General features: G+C 58.6%; 16 protein-coding genes. 6 read left to right on the top strand and 10 right to left on the bottom strand.

What is annotated here, in order from left to right:
• Positions 1-35: 35 nt before the first annotated feature.
• From cysM to MYY08_RS17915, 9 genes are all read right to left on the bottom strand, one after another.
• Positions 36-914: a cysteine synthase CysM gene (cysM, locus tag MYY08_RS17955; RefSeq protein WP_288015232.1), complete on the bottom strand. Its 879-nt coding sequence runs from the start codon at positions 912-914 to the stop codon at positions 36-38.
• A 75-nt stretch (positions 915-989) separates the two neighbouring features.
• On the bottom strand, positions 990-2,078 hold the full coding sequence (gene cysA / locus MYY08_RS17950) for a sulfate/thiosulfate ABC transporter ATP-binding protein CysA (protein ID WP_038624881.1): 1,089 nt from the start codon (positions 2,076-2,078) through the stop codon (positions 990-992).
• Positions 2,068-2,943, bottom strand: a complete 876-nt coding sequence (gene cysW, locus MYY08_RS17945; protein ID WP_038624879.1) for a sulfate/thiosulfate ABC transporter permease CysW — start codon at positions 2,941-2,943, stop codon at positions 2,068-2,070. The genes cysA and cysW overlap by 11 nt, the downstream gene beginning before the upstream one ends.
• Positions 2,943-3,776 (bottom strand): sulfate/thiosulfate ABC transporter permease CysT, encoded by an 834-nt coding sequence (gene cysT, locus MYY08_RS17940; protein WP_038624877.1) that lies wholly within the window; start codon positions 3,774-3,776, stop codon positions 2,943-2,945. The genes cysW and cysT overlap by 1 nt, the downstream gene beginning before the upstream one ends.
• Complete coding sequence (cysP, locus tag MYY08_RS17935; protein WP_190296088.1) at positions 3,776-4,786, bottom strand: thiosulfate ABC transporter substrate-binding protein CysP; 1,011 nt, start codon at positions 4,784-4,786, stop codon at positions 3,776-3,778. Before cysP ends, cysT begins: the two co-directional genes overlap by 1 nt.
• 202 nt (positions 4,787-4,988) lie before the next feature.
• A complete protein-coding gene (locus tag MYY08_RS17930; RefSeq protein WP_038624873.1) occupies positions 4,989-5,885 on the bottom strand; it encodes a Dyp-type peroxidase in 897 nt (298 codons plus the stop codon).
• A gap of 88 nt (positions 5,886-5,973) precedes the next feature.
• Complete coding sequence (locus tag MYY08_RS17925; protein WP_038624871.1) at positions 5,974-6,570, bottom strand: RpoE-regulated lipoprotein; 597 nt, start codon at positions 6,568-6,570, stop codon at positions 5,974-5,976.
• Positions 6,571-6,636: 66 nt separating this feature from the next.
• A complete protein-coding gene (locus MYY08_RS17920; protein ID WP_104951555.1) occupies positions 6,637-7,092 on the bottom strand; it encodes a DUF2919 domain-containing protein in 456 nt (151 codons plus the stop codon).
• A gap of 39 nt (positions 7,093-7,131) precedes the next feature.
• The gene (locus MYY08_RS17915) at positions 7,132-7,557 is read right to left on the bottom strand and encodes a GNAT family acetyltransferase (protein ID WP_038624866.1); all 426 of its coding nucleotides are present in this window, start codon (positions 7,555-7,557) and stop codon (positions 7,132-7,134) included.
• A 203-nt stretch (positions 7,558-7,760) separates the two neighbouring features.
• On the opposite strand from MYY08_RS17915, the gene amiA reads away from it, so the two are divergent.
• Positions 7,761-8,606, top strand: coding sequence for an N-acetylmuramoyl-L-alanine amidase AmiA (gene amiA, locus MYY08_RS17910; protein WP_373996396.1), 846 nt, complete (start codon positions 7,761-7,763; stop codon positions 8,604-8,606).
• Between the two features lie 64 nt (positions 8,607-8,670).
• On the top strand, positions 8,671-9,585 hold the full coding sequence (gene hemF, locus MYY08_RS17905; RefSeq protein ID WP_038624862.1) for an oxygen-dependent coproporphyrinogen oxidase: 915 nt from the start codon (positions 8,671-8,673) through the stop codon (positions 9,583-9,585).
• Between the two features lie 104 nt (positions 9,586-9,689).
• Here the strand turns inward: hemF and maeB are convergent, their stop codons facing one another.
• Positions 9,690-11,969 (bottom strand): NADP-dependent oxaloacetate-decarboxylating malate dehydrogenase, encoded by a 2,280-nt coding sequence (gene maeB / locus MYY08_RS17900; RefSeq protein WP_084970269.1) that lies wholly within the window; start codon positions 11,967-11,969, stop codon positions 9,690-9,692.
• A gap of 79 nt (positions 11,970-12,048) precedes the next feature.
• Here maeB and MYY08_RS17895 point away from each other — a divergent pair, with 79 nt between their 5' ends.
• The 4 genes from MYY08_RS17895 to MYY08_RS17880 all read left to right on the top strand — a co-directional run.
• Positions 12,049-12,315, top strand: a complete 267-nt coding sequence (locus MYY08_RS17895) for a hypothetical protein (RefSeq protein WP_190296089.1) — start codon at positions 12,049-12,051, stop codon at positions 12,313-12,315.
• A gap of 198 nt (positions 12,316-12,513) precedes the next feature.
• Entirely contained in the window at positions 12,514-13,464 is a 951-nt protein-coding gene (gene tal / locus MYY08_RS17890) for a transaldolase (protein ID WP_038624858.1), read from the top strand.
• Positions 13,465-13,545: 81 nt separating this feature from the next.
• Positions 13,546-15,546: a transketolase gene (tkt, locus tag MYY08_RS17885; RefSeq protein WP_038624856.1), complete on the top strand. Its 2,001-nt coding sequence runs from the start codon at positions 13,546-13,548 to the stop codon at positions 15,544-15,546.
• A 370-nt stretch (positions 15,547-15,916) separates the two neighbouring features.
• On the top strand, positions 15,917-16,686 hold a 770-nt coding region (locus MYY08_RS17880), incomplete at its 3' end, for a DUF3289 family protein (protein ID WP_288015225.1).

Below are 16,686 nucleotides of genomic sequence, written 5' to 3'. Positions count from 1 at the left end.
CGGATATGGAAACGGCCCCTGAAGGGGCCGTTTTTTTAATAGACGCCGGTGGAAAGGTAGCGGTCGCCGCGGTCGCAGATAATAGCAACCACCACGCTGCCCGGATTTTCCGTGGCGATGCGAATGGCGCCCGCCACCGCGCCGCCGGAGCTGACGCCGCAGAAGATGCCTTCACGCCGCGCCAGCTGCCGCATGGTCTCTTCGGCCTCCTGCTGCGCCATATCCACAATGCGATCGATCAGCTCAGGCTGGTAGATGCCCGGCATATAGGCGGCGGGCCAGCGGCGAATGCCAGGTATGCTGCTGCCCTCCTGCGGCTGTAGCCCGATAATCTGCACCTGCGGGTTTTGTTCTTTCAGATAGCGACCGACGCCGGTAATGGTACCGGTGGTGCCCATGCTGGAAACGAAATGGGTGAGGCGCCCGCGGCTTTGACGCCAGATCTCCGGGCCGGTAGTGGCGTAGTGGCCCAGCGGGTTGTCCGGGTTGTTGAACTGATCCAGCACCTTGCCTTCGCCGCGCGCTGCCATCGCCTGGGCCAGATCGCGCGCCCCTTCCATGCCCTGCTCGCGGCTGACCAGCACCAGCTCGGCGCCGTAGGCGCGCATCGCCGCCTGACGCTCCTGGCTCATATTATCCGGCATCAGCAGCTTCAGGCGATATCCCTTCATTGCGGCGATCATCGCCAGCGCAATGCCGGTATTGCCGCTGGTCGCTTCAATCAGCAGATCGCCGGGGCTGATTTCGCCGCGCTGTTCGGCGCGCTGGATCATCGACAGCGCAGCGCGATCTTTCACTGAACCGGCGGGATTATTACCCTCCAGCTTCAGCCAGATCTCGCTGCCGTTGGCGGGCGTCAGGCGCTGTAATGTAATCAACGGCGTATTGCCGATGGTGTTTTCCAGAGTGGTCACGATATTTTTCCCGGCAGGCAAAATGAAGCGGGCGGGAAAATCCCGCCCTGGCACGCTATAAGAAGTGAGAAAATATCAGGCGCTTTCGGCAAAGGCAACCGCGCGCAGCGGGGTATTGCCCTGATAAAGCCGCGCCTGTTGTAGCCCAACGTAAAGTCGCTCGCCGCGCAGCGGGGCCGTTTGCTCGCCGTCGAACACCAGGCTGAAGGGTTCCGCCTGCCAGCCGAGCGGCTGCACCACCAGCTGCCAGAAGTGACCGCGCGGGCTCAGTTCCAGGATCTGCACCGGCAGCGGAGTTTCCAGGCTGCTCTGGCGGCTGACGTCGATCTCCCACGGACGCAGAAAGAGTTCTACTGCGCCCTGCCCGGCTGGCGTATAGCCCAGCGGCCAGTGGTGCGCGCCGACATGGAACTGGGAGCCGTGAACTTCAGCATCGAAGCGGTTGACTTCGCCCAGGAACTCCAGCACAAAGCGACTGGCCGGTTCGCGCCACACTTCATCCGGCGTGCCCACCTGCTCGATATTGCCCTGGCTCATCACCACCACCCGATCGGCCACTTCCATCGCCTCTTCCTGATCGTGGGTAACGAAAACGCTGGTGAATTTCAGTTCTTCATGCAGCTGACGCAGCCAGCGGCGCAGCTCTTTACGCACCTGCGCATCGAGCGCGCCGAAGGGCTCATCCAGCAGCAAAATCTGGGGTTCCACGGCCAGCGCGCGCGCCAGCGCCACGCGCTGCTTCTGGCCGCCGGAAAGCTGGGCCGGATAGCGGTTCGCCAAATGGCCCAGCTGCACCATTTCCAGCAGCTGCGTCACCTTCTGTTTGATCGCCTGGGTTGAAGGACGTTCGCGCTTAGGCAGTACCGTCAGCCCGAAAGCGATATTGTCGAAGACCGTCATATGGCGGAACAGCGCATAATGCTGGAAAACAAAACCGACCTGACGGTCACGCGCGTGCAGTCGGGTGACATCTTTGTCATGGAAACGCAGATGTCCGCTGTTCTGATGCTCCAGCCCGGCGATAATACGCAGCAGCGTGGTTTTACCGGAGCCGGACGGCCCCAGCAACGCTACCATCTGACCAGAAGGAATATCCAGTGAGATGTCGTTAAGCACGCGCGTACGGCCAAAAGACTTGTTGATCTGATTAATCTCAATGCTCATGATTTCCCTCCTGCTGTAAACGCTTCTGCTGGTTCTCTAACCGCCATTGCAGCGCGCTTTTCAGAAACAGTGTCACTATCGCCATCAGGGTCAGCAGCGCGGCAGCGGTAAAAGCGCCGACGGTGTTGTAGTCCTGATGCAGTAATTCAACCTGCAGCGGCAGCGTATAGGTCTCGCCGCGAATCGATCCCGACACCACCGAGACCGCGCCAAATTCGCCGATGGCGCGCGCGTTAGTCAGCACCACGCCGTAGAGCAGCGCCCAGCGGATGTTGGGCAGCGTGACGCGGCGAAACATTTGCCAGCCCGACGCGCCCAGCAGCACCGCCGCTTCGTCTTCCTGGCTGCCCTGGCTGAGCATCACCGGCACCAGTTCGCGCACCACAAATGGGCAGGTCACGAAGATGGTCGCCATCACAATGCCGGGCCACGAGAACATCAGCTGAATGCTGTGCGCGTCAAGCCAGCCGCCGATGGGACCGTTAACGCCCCAGAACAGCAGATAAATCAGGCCCGCCACCACCGGCGACACCGCAAACGGGATATCGAACAGTGTCAGCAGCAGCTGGCGTCCGGGGAAGGTAAAACGCGTCACCAGCCAGGCGAGCAGCGTACCGAACACCAGATTAACCGGCACGGTAATCAGCGCCACCAGCACCGTCAGCCAGATAGCGTGCAGCATATCGGGATCGGTCAGGTTGCTCAGTGCGGCGACCACGCCCTGCGCCAGCGCCTCGGTGAAAATCGCGATCAGCGGCACTACCAGCAGCAGAAACGAGATCAGCACGCCAAGCGCGATCAGCAGCCATTTGCCCCAGTTGATACGCTGGCGCGCCACGCCGTTCAATTGTGTAACGTCAGCCATTAGTGACCTCCCAAACGACGACCAAAGCGGCTCTGCAACGTGTTAATCGCGAACAGCAGCAGCAGCGAGGCGGCGAGGATCACCGACGCGATGGCGCTGGCGGCCGGATAGTCGAACTCCTGCAGGCGAATAAAAATCATCAACGAGGTCACTTCCGTCTTCCAGGCGATATTGCCGGCGATAAAGATCACCGCGCCGAACTCGCCCAGACTGCGGGTAAAAGAGAGCGCGGTGCCCGCCAGCAGCGCTGGCGCCACTTCCGGCAGCACCACGCGACGAAAGCTTTGCCACGGCGTCGCGCCGAGGGTTTGCGCCGCCTCTTCATACTCCGGTCCCAGCTCTTCCAGCACCGGCTGGACGGTGCGCACCACAAACGGGATGCTGGTAAAGGCCATCGCCACGGCGATGCCCAGCCAGGTATAAGAAACTTTGATATCGAACTGCGCCAGCCACTGACCGTACCAGCCGTTGACCGAAAACAGCCCCGCCAGCGTCAGGCCCGCCACCGCCGTCGGCAGCGCGAACGGCAGGTCCATCAGCCCGTCGAGCAGGCTACGGCCGGGGAAACGATAGCGCGTCAAAATCCAGGCCATCAGCATGCCGAACAGAGCATTGAAGATTGACGCCACGCCCGCCGAGAGCAGCGTCACCTTATAGGCCGCTACCACCTGCGGGTTAGTAATCACTTCCCAGTACTGCGCGAGCGACATTTGCGACAGCTGCATCAGCAGGGCGCTCAGCGGCAGCAGCAGGATCAGACAGGTAAAGAACAGGCTGCTGCCGAGGCTGATGCCGAATCCCGGAAGTACGCGCTTACTACTTGCTAAGAACATTAACCACGCCCCGCCGCTAACAGCTTATCCAGCTCGCCGCCGCTGGCGAAATGGGTCTTCATCGCCTTTTCCCAGCCGCCAAAGCGATCCTCTACGCGAAACAGGTGGGTTTGCGGAAACTTCGCCTGCGCCATCAGCTGCGGGTTATTCACCCGATAATAAAATTGCGTCATGATTTTTTGCGCCGGCGGCGTATAGAGATAGTTGAGATAGGCTTTCGCCGCCTCCGTGGTCTGATTCTTCGTCACATTTTTATCCAGCCAGGCGACCGGAAATTCCGCCAAAATATCGACGTCAGGCACGATCACCTCGTAGCCCTGATCCGCATACTGCTGACGAATGGCGTTCACTTCCGACTCGAAGCTGATCAGCACGTCGCCCAGCCCGCGATCGACAAAGGTGGTGGTGGCGCCGCGACCGCCGGTATCAAATACTTCGACGTTTTTTACAAACTGCGTCATAAACTGTTCGGTTTTGGCGCGATCGCCCTGATTGGCCTGTTCCGCTGCGCCCCAGGCCGCCAGCCACGTATAGCGTCCATTACCGGAGGTTTTCGGATTCGGGAAAATCAACTTCACGTCGCTGCGCACCAGGTCGTTCCAGCTATGGATCTGCTTCGGATTGCCTTTGCGCACCAGAAACGCCATGGTGGAGTAAAAAGGTGAGCTGTGATTCGGCAGGCGCGTCTGCCAGTCAGCAGGCAGCAGCTTGCCGCGGTCGTGCAGGATCTGGACGTCGGTCACCTGGTTATAGGTCACCACATCCGCCTTCAGTCCCTGCAAAATGGCCAGCGCCTGCTTTGAGGAACCCGCGTGAGATTGACGGATAGTGAGCTTGTCGTTCGGGTGCGCGGCATCCCACTGCTGGACAAAGGGAGCGTTCAGCGCCGTAAAGAGTTCGCGCGACACGTCATAAGAGCTGTTCAACAGCTCGGTCGCCTGTGCGCTGGCGGCCAGCAGCAAGGAGAGCGCCGCGCCACTGAGAAATTTATTCGCTACTGGAAATCTCATTTCACACCCTGAGTCTTGATCCGGCTCACACCACCGTACGCTCAGTGTATTTATAACTCAGGTCAAAGCTGTAACGGTTTTATATATCTTTTGATGATTTAAAAGTCGAAAAAAGCATAAGACGGCGGGAAAGCTCAGCGGAAAAACGGCAAAGCAGACAGGCGTTAAAAAGCCCGCGCGCGGCGGGCCTGAAGGCGCGGCGTTACAGTGCCAGCAGCGTATCGACGGAAGGGGCGAACCATAAAGCGCCGCTGACCGGTTTGGTGAAGCGCAGCATAGCGTCAAATTTACCGTCGCGCTCGCCGAACATGCTCAGCAACTGCTGCTCGATATTATAGAGCGTCGCGCAGTAGGCGATGAAATAGAGCCCGTTAGTGCCGCTGGCGGTGCCGTAAGGCAGGCTCTGACGCAGGATCTTCAGCCCCTGCCCGTTCTCTTTTAAATCGACCCGGCTGACGTGCGACGTATCAGGACGCGCGTCGCCCTCCAGCTCCTCGTTGTCAAACTTGGTGCGTCCTATCATCTGTTCCTGCTTTTCCACGGGCAGGCGTTGCAGCTGCGCCAGGTTATGCTCCCAGCGCTGGGTAAAGACATAGCTGCCCCCGGCGTCGACGCCGTTAGCGATAATCGCCACCTGCTGACGCTGCTCGCCCTGCGGGTTTTCGGTGCCATCGACGAAGCCGGATAGATCGCGATCTTCTGTCCAGCGGAAACCATGCGTCTCTTCATCGATGCGCACCGCCGGGCCAAAAGCCGCCAGCGCCGCCTGCGCCAGGGTAAAATTCACATCGTGCCGCTGGGACTGAATATGCACCAGCAGATCGCGCTGGGTGGCTGGCGCCATATTTTTCCCCAGCGGCTGAAAATCTTTCAGTTCCGGCGCGCTCTGCGGCGGCTGCAAATCGCGCCACAGCGCATTGCCGAAGGCGACAACGGCGCCCAGTCCCGCATCGGGATAGCGCTGTTGCAGCTGCGTTAACTGTTGATGGAAGGTTTTGACGCCCTGGCGCACCGCATTCAGGTCGCCCTGAACTCCGGCTTCCAGCCAGATGGCAAAGCGGCTGTGCTCGATAAGGATGCCGCTCTGATGTTGAGACATGCGGGTTTACTCCGAAATGATAGTGGTCGAAACAGGGCCTATCATACCGGAAAGGGACGGCGGAAGGTGAGACCGCCGCCGCGATTGGTTAGCGCTGCCAGATAATTTTGCTGACCTGCCAGTTTTTCAGCACGTCGTCCGGCGGAATCAGCCCTTCCGGGCCCGCCCACTTGCCCTGATAGAGATAGCTAATGTGCTGGCTGTTCGGCGCCTGACACAGTACAGCAGCGGCCGCCGCCTGACAGTGACCGAACGCCTTCTGATAATGATCGCTGAAAGCGTCGCCGATGCGCGTGCCGTCGGCGCTGGCGATTTTCGCATCCGTTACGTCGATACGGCTGACGGTATCTTTACCGCTGAAGGTCAGCTTCACTTCATTATCCGTCAGCGCCTGCCAGAAGGTGACTACGCCGCCCTGCTCGCCGCGCATTCCCTGGCGCAGGCGGTAATCACCGTTCAGGCCGGCGCTGATGGCGCTCTCCCGCAGCGGCGTCGCGCCGGTAATGCCGCCGACGCCCTGCTCGGTAACGGTCAGCGACGCCCCGAACCAGTTGCCCGGCCACAGAGAGGACCAGGACCAGTCGAGCGGATTCCACCAGCTCGATTCACTGTGCTGCGTGCCGCTGCTGGCGCAGCCTGCCAGTAATAAAGTCGCGACAATAAATGCCGGGCGTAGGGATTTCATATCAACTCCTGAAGTGGTTACGCGACGTTCGCCAGTGAAGTTGGAGTCGCATACGCGCAAAAAGTTTTATTCGGCGCGATTCAGCTCTCTGTCGAAACAGGCCTTCAGGCGCGCGCTGAAAAGCAGCCAGCAGAGCGCCAGCAGATCGAACAGCGCGGGCAGCCAGAGCGCCGGCGTGGAGAAATCCCCTTCCTGGCCGCTCTGCCAGAGCGTCAGCGCCAGGCTCAGCAGCAGGCTGGCGCACAGTACCCAGCGCCAGGCATGCCAGAGCCGCGGCCAGCGCTGCCGGTAGCCGGTCAGCAGCAGCCCAAGGGCGGCGGGCACGCCCAGCCCTAAGCCGAGCCAGAAAGTATCGCTGTCGGGATAGAAGAGGGCCAGCAGATCGCTGCCCTGCTGGCGCGAGGCGCCTGCCATCACAAACAACACCCAGGTGCGCGCCTGCAACAGCAGAATAAGCCAAAAGGCCAGCGGCAGGCGCAGCTGGCCTTTATGGTCGTAATCGTCGGGCAAGAAAGGCGTCATAGATAAGCAAAGCGGCCGCAGCGCGATGGCCCGAGCCGATTAATACTCACGATCTTCAATCAGGCGTTTGCCCAGGCAGACCGCATCCTGCATGTCGTAATCCAGCTTTTCGTAAAAGCCGATCACGGCGTCATTTTCTTCGCGCACGATCAGGTTGATTTTAGGGCAGCCGCGTGCGATCAGCTTTTTCTCAAGGCGGTTGAGCAGCGCATTCGCGAAGCCGCGTCCGCGATAGTCAGGATGCACGCCCAGGTAATAGACGGAACCGCGGTGGCCGTCGTAGCCGCCCATTAAGGTGCCGACGATTTCGCCGCCGACCACCGCCACCAGAAACAGATCGGGATCGTGATTTAATTTACGTTCGATATCCATTTCCGGATCGTTCCACGGTCTTAACAGATCGCAACGTTCCCAAAGCGTAATGACTTCCTCGAAGTCTTCCTGGCGGAATGCGCGGATTTCCATGAAATTATCTCAGATGTTACTCACAATTCGTTGATTATCACGCATTCTTTTCCCGGCGCAACCCTCGCGGCGCGCCTGCCGGGAAAAAAAATCGTGCCTGCTGGGTATTTGGCTGAAATAAATAGCAAAAGCCTGAAACAGCTTCCCTGTCGAAACGCGATCGCCCGTTAGGTTATAACATCTTTTTATCTATGGACGCCGCCATGAAAAATGATCTGCCCCCCAACACACGACGCCAGCTTCTGCTTTCCGGCCTCGCCCTGGCGCTGTTGCCGACCACGCGCGCGCTGGCGAAAACCGAACGCGCCAGCCTGTCCGCCGCGCGGCCGCAACGCCCCGCCAACGGCAAAAAAATCGTGATGCTCGATCCGGGTCATGGCGGCATTGATTCCGGCGCGGTGGGTGAAGAAGGCAGTGAAGAAAAACATATCGTGCTGGAGATCGCGCATAACATCCGCCAGATCCTGAGCCAGCATAACGGCATCGAGGCGCGCCTGACGCGCGAAAGCGACCACTTCATTCCGCTGGCGCAGCGGGTAGAGATCGCTCACCAGCACGGCGCCGATCTGTTTATGTCGATTCACGCCGACGGCTTTACCAGCCCCAGCGCCAACGGCGCGTCGGTTTTCGCCCTGTCGAATCGCGGCGCCAGCAGCGCGATGGCGCGCTACCTGTCGGAAAAAGAGAACGCCGCCGATAAGGTCGGCGGCATCAAGACGCAGAGCGATAATCCCTTGCTACAGCAGGTGCTGTTCGACCTGGTGCAAACGGATACGATTAAAAACAGCCTGACGCTCGGCAGCCATATCCTCAAGCAGATCCGTCCGGTGCATCATCTGCACAGCCAGCATACCGAACAGGCCGCCTTCGCCGTGCTGAAGTCGCCGTCGATTCCCTCAGTGCTGGTAGAAACCTCTTTTATTACCAACCCGGAAGAGGAGCGGCTGTTGGGCACCACCGCCTTCCGGCAGAAAATCGCCGGCGCCATTGCCGACGGCATCGTCAGCTTTTTTAACGAATTTGACCGCCACAATCATCGCCCCGGTTAGGTATACTCCTCACACTGACGCAAAAGGGCCGCACGGCCCTTTTTTACAACACAGTGAAGCGAATATGAATGCTCCCAATATCGAACAGGTAAAAGCCTTTTTGCTGGCGCTCCAGGATGAGATCTGTCAGCAGCTGGAACTGGCGGACGGCGCCGGTCAATTCCAGGAAGACAGCTGGACGCGTCCCGGCGGCGGCGGCGGACGCAGCCGCGTGCTGCGTCAGGGCGCGGTCTTTGAACAGGCCGGGGTCAACTTCTCCCACGTCCATGGCGACCAGATGCCCGCCTCCGCCACCGCGCACCGCCCTGAGCTGGCGGGACGCAGCTTTGAGGCGCTGGGCGTTTCGCTGGTGATCCACCCGGAAAACCCTTATATCCCCACCAGCCACGCCAACGTGCGCTTTTTTATCGCGGAAAAACCGGGCGCCGATCCGGTCTGGTGGTTTGGCGGCGGCTTCGACCTGACGCCGTTCTACGGCTTTGAAGAGGATGCGATTCACTGGCATCAGACCGCTGCCGATCTCTGCCGACCGTTCGGCGCGGAGGTCTATCCGCGCTATAAAAAATGGTGCGATGACTACTTCTTCCTGAAACACCGCGGCGAACAGCGCGGCATCGGCGGCCTCTTTTTCGACGACCTGAACACCCCTGATTTCGAGCGCTGCTTCGCCTTTACTCGCGCGGTCGGCCAGGGCTTCCTGGATGGCTATCTGCCCATCGTGCAGCGTCGTAAAGGCATCCCGTGGGGCGAGCGCGAGCGTCAGTTCCAGCTCTATCGCCGCGGGCGCTACGTGGAATTTAATCTGGTATGGGATCGCGGCACGCTGTTTGGCCTGCAAACCGGCGGACGCACCGAGTCGATTTTGATGTCGATGCCGCCGCTGGTGCGCTGGGAATATGACTATCAGCCGGAGCCGGGTTCGCCGGAAGCGGCGCTCTACACTGACTTTCTGCCGGTGAAAGCGTGGCTGCAAAATTAACGCCCGAAATGAATAACGGGGCCGGTTGTCACACGGCAAAGCGTCCCTGATGACAATCCGTCCCGCGCCGCTTATGACGCGGGACGCTTTTCTCAATCTTCTGGTTACAGCGGCTGCGTCTGCGCCTCCACTACCGCCAGCGCCACCATATTGACAATGCGCCGCACCGACGAGATCGGCGTCAGCACATGCACAGGCCTGGCGATGCCCATTAGCACCGGGCCGACGGTGACGCCCTCCGAACAGGAGACGCGCAGTAGGTTGTAACTAATCCGCGCCGCCTCGACGTTAGGCATAATCAGCACGTTAGCGGAGCCTTTCAGCGGGCTGTCGGGCATCAGATCCTGACGGATGCTCTCCACCAGCGCGGCGTCGCCGTGCATCTCGCCATCGATCTCCAGTTCCGGCGCGCGCGCCTTCACCAGTTCAAGCGTGTCGCGCATTTTGCGCGCCGCCGGTGCGTCCGACGCGCCGAAACTGGAGTGCGACAGCAGCGCCACCTTCGGCTCGATGCCGAAGCGTCTCACCGTTTCCGCCGCCATAATGGTCAGCTCCGCCAGTTGCTCCGGCGACGGATCTTCGTTGACATAGGTATCGGCGATAAAGGTGTTGCCGCTCGGCAGCAGCAGCGCGTTCATCGCGCCCGCGACGTTAATGCCCGGCCGGAAGCCGAACACCCGCTCAAGGATCGTGTAGTGTTCTTTATAATCGCCGATGGTGCCGCAGATCATCGCGTCCGCCTCGCCGCGATGCACCATAATCGCGCCGATCAGCGTAGGATTGCCGATTACCGCGCGCTGCGCCTGCTCCGGCGAAACGCCGCGCCGCTTCATCATCTGGTAATACTCACTCCAGTAGGCTTTAAAACGCGGATCGGATTCATTGTTCACCACGTCGAAATCTTTGCCCGCCTCGATTTTCAGCCCCAGCTTTTGCAGGCGCATGGCGATCACATTCGGGCGGCCAATCAGGATCGGCTTCGCCAGCCCGAGCGAAACCAGCTCCTGCGTGGCGTGCAGCACGCGCGCCTCCTCCCCTTCCGCCAGCACTACCCGCTTCGGCTCTTTGCGCGCCTGAGCGAACACCGGCTTCATAAAGAGGTTGGTTTTATAGACAAACTCGGTCAGCTTTTCGCGGTAGGCATCGAAATCGGCGATAGGACGCGTCGCCACGCCCGACGCCATCGCCGCCTTCGCCACCGCCGGCGCGATCTGGACGATCAGTCGCGGGTCGAAGGGTTTGGGAATCAGATAGTCGGGGCCAAAAGAGAGTTCTTCATCGCCGTAGGCGGAGGCGACCACGTCGCTCTGCTCCGCCAGCGCCAGTTCAGCGATGGCGTGCACCGCCGCCAGCTTCATCTGTTCGTTGATCGCCGTCGCCCCGACATCCAGCGCGCCGCGGAAGATAAACGGGAAGCAGAGCACATTGTTCACCTGGTTAGGGTAATCGGAACGGCCTGTGCAGATAATCGCATCCGGGCGCACCGACTTTGCCAGCGGCGGCAGGATCTCCGGCTCCGGGTTAGCCAGCGCCAGAATCAGCGGATTGGGCGCCATGCTTTTCACCATCTCCGGCGTCAGCACCTTCGGGCCGGAACAGCCGAGGAAAATATCCGCGCCGACAATCGCCTCCGCCAGCTGACGCATGCCGTTATCGGGAATGGCGTAAGCGGCTTTGGTTTCAGCCATCTGCGCATCGCGCCCCTGCCAGATCACCCCTTTCGAATCGCAGACGATGATATTGTGTTTCTGCATCCCCAGCTCTACCAGCAGGTTCATGCAGGCGATAGCGGAAGCGCCTGCGCCGGAAACCACCAACCGCACGTCGGAAATGGTCTTTTGCACGATACGCAGACCGTTCAGCACTGCGGCGGTACAGATAATCGCGGTGCCGTGCTGGTCGTCATGGAACACCGGAATTTTCATCCGCTCGCGCAGCGCTTTTTCAATATAGAAGCACTCCGGCGCTTTGATATCCTCCAGGTTGATGCCGCCGAAGGTTGGCTCCAGCGCGGCGATCACTTCGATAAGGCGGTCGGGGTCCTGCTCGTCGACTTCAATATCAAACACGTCGATGCCGGCGAATTTTTTAAACAGTACGCCCTTGCCCTCCATTACCGGCTTGCCCGCCAGCGCGCCGATATTGCCCAGCCCCAGCACGGCGGTGCCGTTGGAGATCACGCCCACCAGATTGCCGCGCGCGGTGTACTTATGCGCGGCCAGCGGATCCTCAGCGATTTCCAGGCACGGCGCGGCCACGCCCGGCGAATAGGCCAGCGCCAGATCACGCTGCGTCGCCAGCGGTTTGGTGGGAGAGACCTGAATTTTCCCTGGCTGTGGATACTGGTGAAAATCGAGCGCGCTCTGCTTCAGTTGATCGTCCATCGGCGGTTCCTTCGATTGATAACGTGAGTAAGGCATGAGCTGAGCAGTATAGAAGCGCGCTGCTACGGAAAAACTTGAGGTGCACCAAAGAATTGCCATCGGCGCATCGGCGTCCTTCAGGCTTGCCCGGCGGCGGATACGATATTTTGCACATCTGCTATGCTTTTTAATGGTCCGCATACGCTGTGACGACCGCGCCGCCGAAAACGGCTCCGGGCGCGGCGGCGGCGCTATTTTCCGCTGGCGCGCACAAGGCGCGTTGGCCAGAGAGGCACAAGTCATCAAGTCCATGCGTTATTCACATGGCATCCTGCCTGAAGACGTCGCGGCAACGGCATGGCGTTAAGGCCGCGCGGCGGCTGGCCTGGGCCTCGCTATTGAATGAGCCCATTGCAACAATCAGAGAAAACGCATTTCCACACGGGAGCGGCTGGTGCAATGTGGGTCGTCTGTAACAAAGGACAGCGTTCACCGGGCGCGCCGCATCGCCGTCGGGAACCTCGTTTACTTTCGTATTACCCTTTGGGTATCAAGGAGATAAGAGATGAATCAGCTAGACGCACTGAAACAGTTTACGACAGTCGTGGCGGACAGCGGCGATATTGAATCGATTCGCAACTACCACCCTGAAGACGCTACCACCAACCCGTCTCTGATCCTGAAAGCCGCCGGGCTCGAATCCTACAAGCACCTGATTGACGACGCGATTGAATACGCGAAAAAACAGGGCGGCAGCAAAGAAACGCAGATCATCAACGCCAGCGATAAAGTGGCGGTTAACCTCGGCATGGAAATCCTGAAAAGCGTGCCGGGCCGTGTTTCGACCGAAGTGGATGCGCGCCTCTCCTTCGATCGTGGCATGTGTGTGACCAAAGCGGAAAAACTGGTGCGGATGTATGAGGATCACGGCATCGATCGCTCTCGCATCTTAATCAAGCTCGCCTCCACCTGGGAAGGCATTCGCGCGGCGGAAGAACTGGAAAAAAACGGCATCAACTGTAACCTGACGCTGCTGTTCTCCTTCGCCCAGGCGCGCGCCTGCGCTGAAGCGGGCGTGTTCCTGATTTCGCCGTTCGTTGGCCGCATCTATGACTGGTATAACACCCGTCAACCGATGGACCCGTACAACGTCGAGGAAGATCCGGGCGTGAAATCAGTACGCAACATCTATGACTACTATAAGTCGCACCGCTACAAAACCATCATCATGGGCGCCAGCTTCCGTAAAACCGAGCAGATCCTTGCGCTGGCAGGCTGCGACCGCCTGACCATTTCGCCGAACCTGCTACAGGAGCTGCAATCGAGCGATGCGCCGGTTGAGCGTAAGCTCACGCCGTCGACCGAAGGTTTCCACGAGCCGTCTCCGCTGACCGAAGCGGAGTTCCGCTGGGAACATAACCAGGATCCGATGGCGGTTGAGAAGCTGTCAGAAGGCATCCGCCAGTTCGCTGCCGATCAGCTGAAACTGGAAGAGACGCTGGCCGCACGGCTGTAATCGTCGCTAACGATAATGACTCAGGGGCGAATTTTTCGCCCCGTTTTCATCCCCTCTTTATCTTCTTCAAGGGAGAACAACATGTCCTCACGTAGAGAACTGGCGAATGCGATTCGTGCGCTAAGCATGGACGCGGTACAAAAAGCAAAATCGGGTCATCCGGGCGCGCCGATGGGCATGGCGGACATCGCTGAAGTGCTGTGGCGTGATTTCCTCAAGCACAATCCGACCAACCCGGCCTGGGCCGATCGCGACCGTTTTATTCTCTCTAACGGCCATGGTTCAATGCTGCTCTATAGCCTGCTGCACCTGTCCGGCTACGATCTGCCGATTGAAGAACTGAAAAACTTCCGTCAGCTGCACTCTAAAACGCCGGGTCACCCGGAAATCGGCTATACCCCAGGCGTGGAAACCACCACCGGTCCGCTGGGCCAGGGCCTGGCGAATGCTGTCGGCCTGGCGATCGCCGAGCGCACGCTGGCGGCGCAGTTCAACCGCCCTGACCACGAGATTATCGATCACAATACCTGGGTCTTTATGGGCGATGGCTGCCTGATGGAAGGCATCTCGCATGAAGTCTGCTCGCTGGCCGGCACGCTGGGCCTCGGCAAGCTGATCGGCTTCTACGATCACAACGGCATCTCCATCGATGGCGAAACCGAAGGCTGGTTCACCGACGATACCGCGAAGCGCTTTGAAGCCTATAACTGGCATGTGGTAGGCGAAATCGACGGCCACGACCCGGAAGCGATCGCCGCCGCGATCAAAGAAGCGCAGAGCGTTACCGACAAACCGTCGCTGATTATCTGCCGCACCATCATCGGCTTCGGCTCGCCGAACAAGGCGGGTAAAGAAGAAGCGCACGGCGCGCCGCTGGGCGATGATGAAATCGCGCTGACGCGCAAACAGCTGGGCTGGAACTACGGTCCGTTCGAAATCCCGCAGGAAATTTATCAGCAGTGGGATGCGAAACAGGCGGGCCAGGAACGGGAAAAAGCCTGGAATGAAAAATTCGCTGCCTATAAAGCCGCTTACCCGGAGCTGGCTGCGGAATATACGCGCCGCATGACCGGCGGCATGCCGGAAAACTGGCAGCAGGAGACCCAGAAATTTATCGAACAATTGCAGGCGAACGCCAACAAGATCGCCAGCCGCAAAGCGTCGCAGAATGCGCTGGAAGCGTACGGCAAGCTGCTGCCGGAGTTCCTTGGCGGCTCCGCCGACCTGGCGCCGAGCAACCTGACCATCTGGTCTGGTTCTAAATCGATTAAAGACGATCCGGCAGGCAACTATATTCACTACGGCGTACGCGAATTCGGCATGACCGCTATCGCCAACGGCATCGCGCATCACGGCGGCTTTGTGCCTTACACCGCCACCTTCCTGATGTTTGTGGAATATGCGCGCAACGCCGCGCGCATGGCGGCGCTGATGAAAGCGCGTCAGATTATGGTCTATACCCATGACTCTATCGGTCTGGGCGAAGACGGCCCGACGCACCAGCCGGTTGAGCAGCTCGCCAGCCTGCGTCTGACGCCGAACATGAGCACATGGCGTCCGTGCGATCAGGTTGAAACCGCGGTGGCGTGGAAGCATGCCATTGAGCGTCATAACGGCCCGACCGCGCTGATCCTGTCGCGTCAGAACCTGATGCAGCCTGAACGCACGCCGCAGCAGCTGGCTGATATTTCACGCGGCGGCTATATCTTGCGCGACAGCGAAGGCGCGCCGGAAGTGATCCTGATCGCTACCGGTTCCGAGGTCGAAATCACGCTGGGCGCGGCGGAGAAGCTGACGCGCGCGGGCCATAAAGTGCGCGTGGTGTCGATGCCGTCTACCGACCTGTTTGATAAGCAGGATGCGGCTTACCGTGAATCGGTGCTGCCTTCTACCGTCACCGCGCGCGTTGCGGTGGAAGCGGGCATCGCTGACTACTGGTATAAGTATGTCGGCCTGAACGGCGCGATCGTCGGCATGACCACCTTCGGTGAATCAGCGCCGGCGGACAAGCTGTTCGCCGAATTCGGCTTTACCGTTGAGAATATCGTCAGCCATGCGGAAGCGCTGTTGAAGCCGCACTGAGTCGGCTGCCACAGCCACACCGTTCGATAAGTAAAGAAAAAGCACGCCGCGGGCGTGCTTTTTTATTGGCCTGGCGCCTCTGCTGTTCCAGCATGCTGTCACGCCGCCTCCTTGCTAATAAAAGAGTGGATTAACTGCAATTTTTTAGCGCGCCTCTTTTTTCAACGATGCTGGCAGAATAAACGGGTGTTTTATTGATAAAAGAAAGGCTAATTATAACGTGTTATATATTCCGCTATTAATATTCGCCAACTTTATTTTTTAAATAATAATACAGCGCAACTCACATATTTATTTTTTTCATCTTCTCATCGGGATAATTTCACGCTAGCTTGCCCGACAAGGACGCTGTTTAAAAAGGAAGATAACAATGACGGATATACTGTCGCCATCAACGATGGACGCACCGCGCCTGCTGTTTGCCACGCAGCATGAAATGGATGATTACTTCGCGCCCGATATGCTGTATGGCGATCTCTCTGCGGAGGTGTTGCGTCGGCAGTATCATCTGCGCGATATTTCAACGCGCCTCAATCCCTTTACGCACCCTAACCATGAGGAAAGCGCGCGCATCCTGTTCGATGAGTTCCGCTATCTGTCAGATACGTTTTCATTTTGGGGACCTTATAAAAGCCTGGCACGAACCATGATCACCCATATGCAGGATGGTAACGGCACGGTATTCAGCGATCCACTTCTGGACCAGGCGATGAGCGAACACAGCTCGATGAAGCGAAACCTGGAATTGATGACCACTATATTCACCAAATCTTATGTCATATCAAAAGCAGGCACGGTTGGTTTCTCCTTTGAAAAAGTGACACAATTAATTACACAAACCAGACTGCCAAAATTTGATAGTTTTCAGGACAGATTTAATGGACTAGGGATTACTGTTCATGATACATGGGCGACGCATATTTACCTTGAGTCAATTTCTTTTAAAAACAACCACTACGTAGCAAGATTAAGATTCCATTTTCAGGATCACTTTGGGCTGGACACAACAGATGTAAGCAATACGTTGTATCGAAATTTCCGTATATTTCGCATTTGGTTTATCTTACAGAGATGGGAAAATTATGGCTTCCGCCCATTTATCACGGAAATAAATTCCGTAGCGGAATTCGAAGGCATTTT

Origin of the sequence: Mixta sp. (assembly GCF_024610815.1) — a bacterium.
GTDB classification, from domain to species: Bacteria; Pseudomonadota; Gammaproteobacteria; order Enterobacterales; family Enterobacteriaceae; genus Mixta; species Mixta calida.
The sequence above is the reverse complement of the archived record's forward strand: the minus strand, read 5'-3'. Positions and strand labels throughout refer to the sequence as shown.

Excerpts from the sequence above, each read along its gene's own strand:
- MYY08_RS17920 (WP_104951555.1), bottom strand. The coding sequence starts at position 7,092 with ATGACGCCTTTCTTGCCCGACGATTACGACCATAAAGGCCAGCTGCGC.
- amiA (WP_373996396.1), top strand. The coding sequence starts at position 7,761 with ATGAAAAATGATCTGCCCCCCAACACACGACGCCAGCTTCTGCTTTCC.
- cysW (WP_038624879.1), bottom strand. The coding sequence starts at position 2,943 with ATGGCTGACGTTACACAATTGAACGGCGTGGCGCGCCAGCGTATCAAC.
- tal (WP_038624858.1), top strand. The coding sequence starts at position 12,514 with ATGAATCAGCTAGACGCACTGAAACAGTTTACGACAGTCGTGGCGGAC.
- MYY08_RS17925 (WP_038624871.1), bottom strand. The coding sequence starts at position 6,570 with ATGAAATCCCTACGCCCGGCATTTATTGTCGCGACTTTATTACTGGCA.
- cysP (WP_190296088.1), bottom strand. The coding sequence starts at position 4,786 with ATGAGATTTCCAGTAGCGAATAAATTTCTCAGTGGCGCGGCGCTCTCC.
- cysA (WP_038624881.1), bottom strand. The coding sequence starts at position 2,078 with ATGAGCATTGAGATTAATCAGATCAACAAGTCTTTTGGCCGTACGCGC.
- tkt (WP_038624856.1), top strand. The coding sequence starts at position 13,546 with ATGTCCTCACGTAGAGAACTGGCGAATGCGATTCGTGCGCTAAGCATG.
- MYY08_RS17915 (WP_038624866.1), bottom strand. The coding sequence starts at position 7,557 with ATGGAAATCCGCGCATTCCGCCAGGAAGACTTCGAGGAAGTCATTACG.
- cysT (WP_038624877.1), bottom strand. The coding sequence starts at position 3,776 with ATGTTCTTAGCAAGTAGTAAGCGCGTACTTCCGGGATTCGGCATCAGC.
- maeB (WP_084970269.1), bottom strand. The coding sequence starts at position 11,969 with ATGGACGATCAACTGAAGCAGAGCGCGCTCGATTTTCACCAGTATCCA.
- hemF (WP_038624862.1), top strand. The coding sequence starts at position 8,671 with ATGAATGCTCCCAATATCGAACAGGTAAAAGCCTTTTTGCTGGCGCTC.
- MYY08_RS17930 (WP_038624873.1), bottom strand. The coding sequence starts at position 5,885 with ATGTCTCAACATCAGAGCGGCATCCTTATCGAGCACAGCCGCTTTGCC.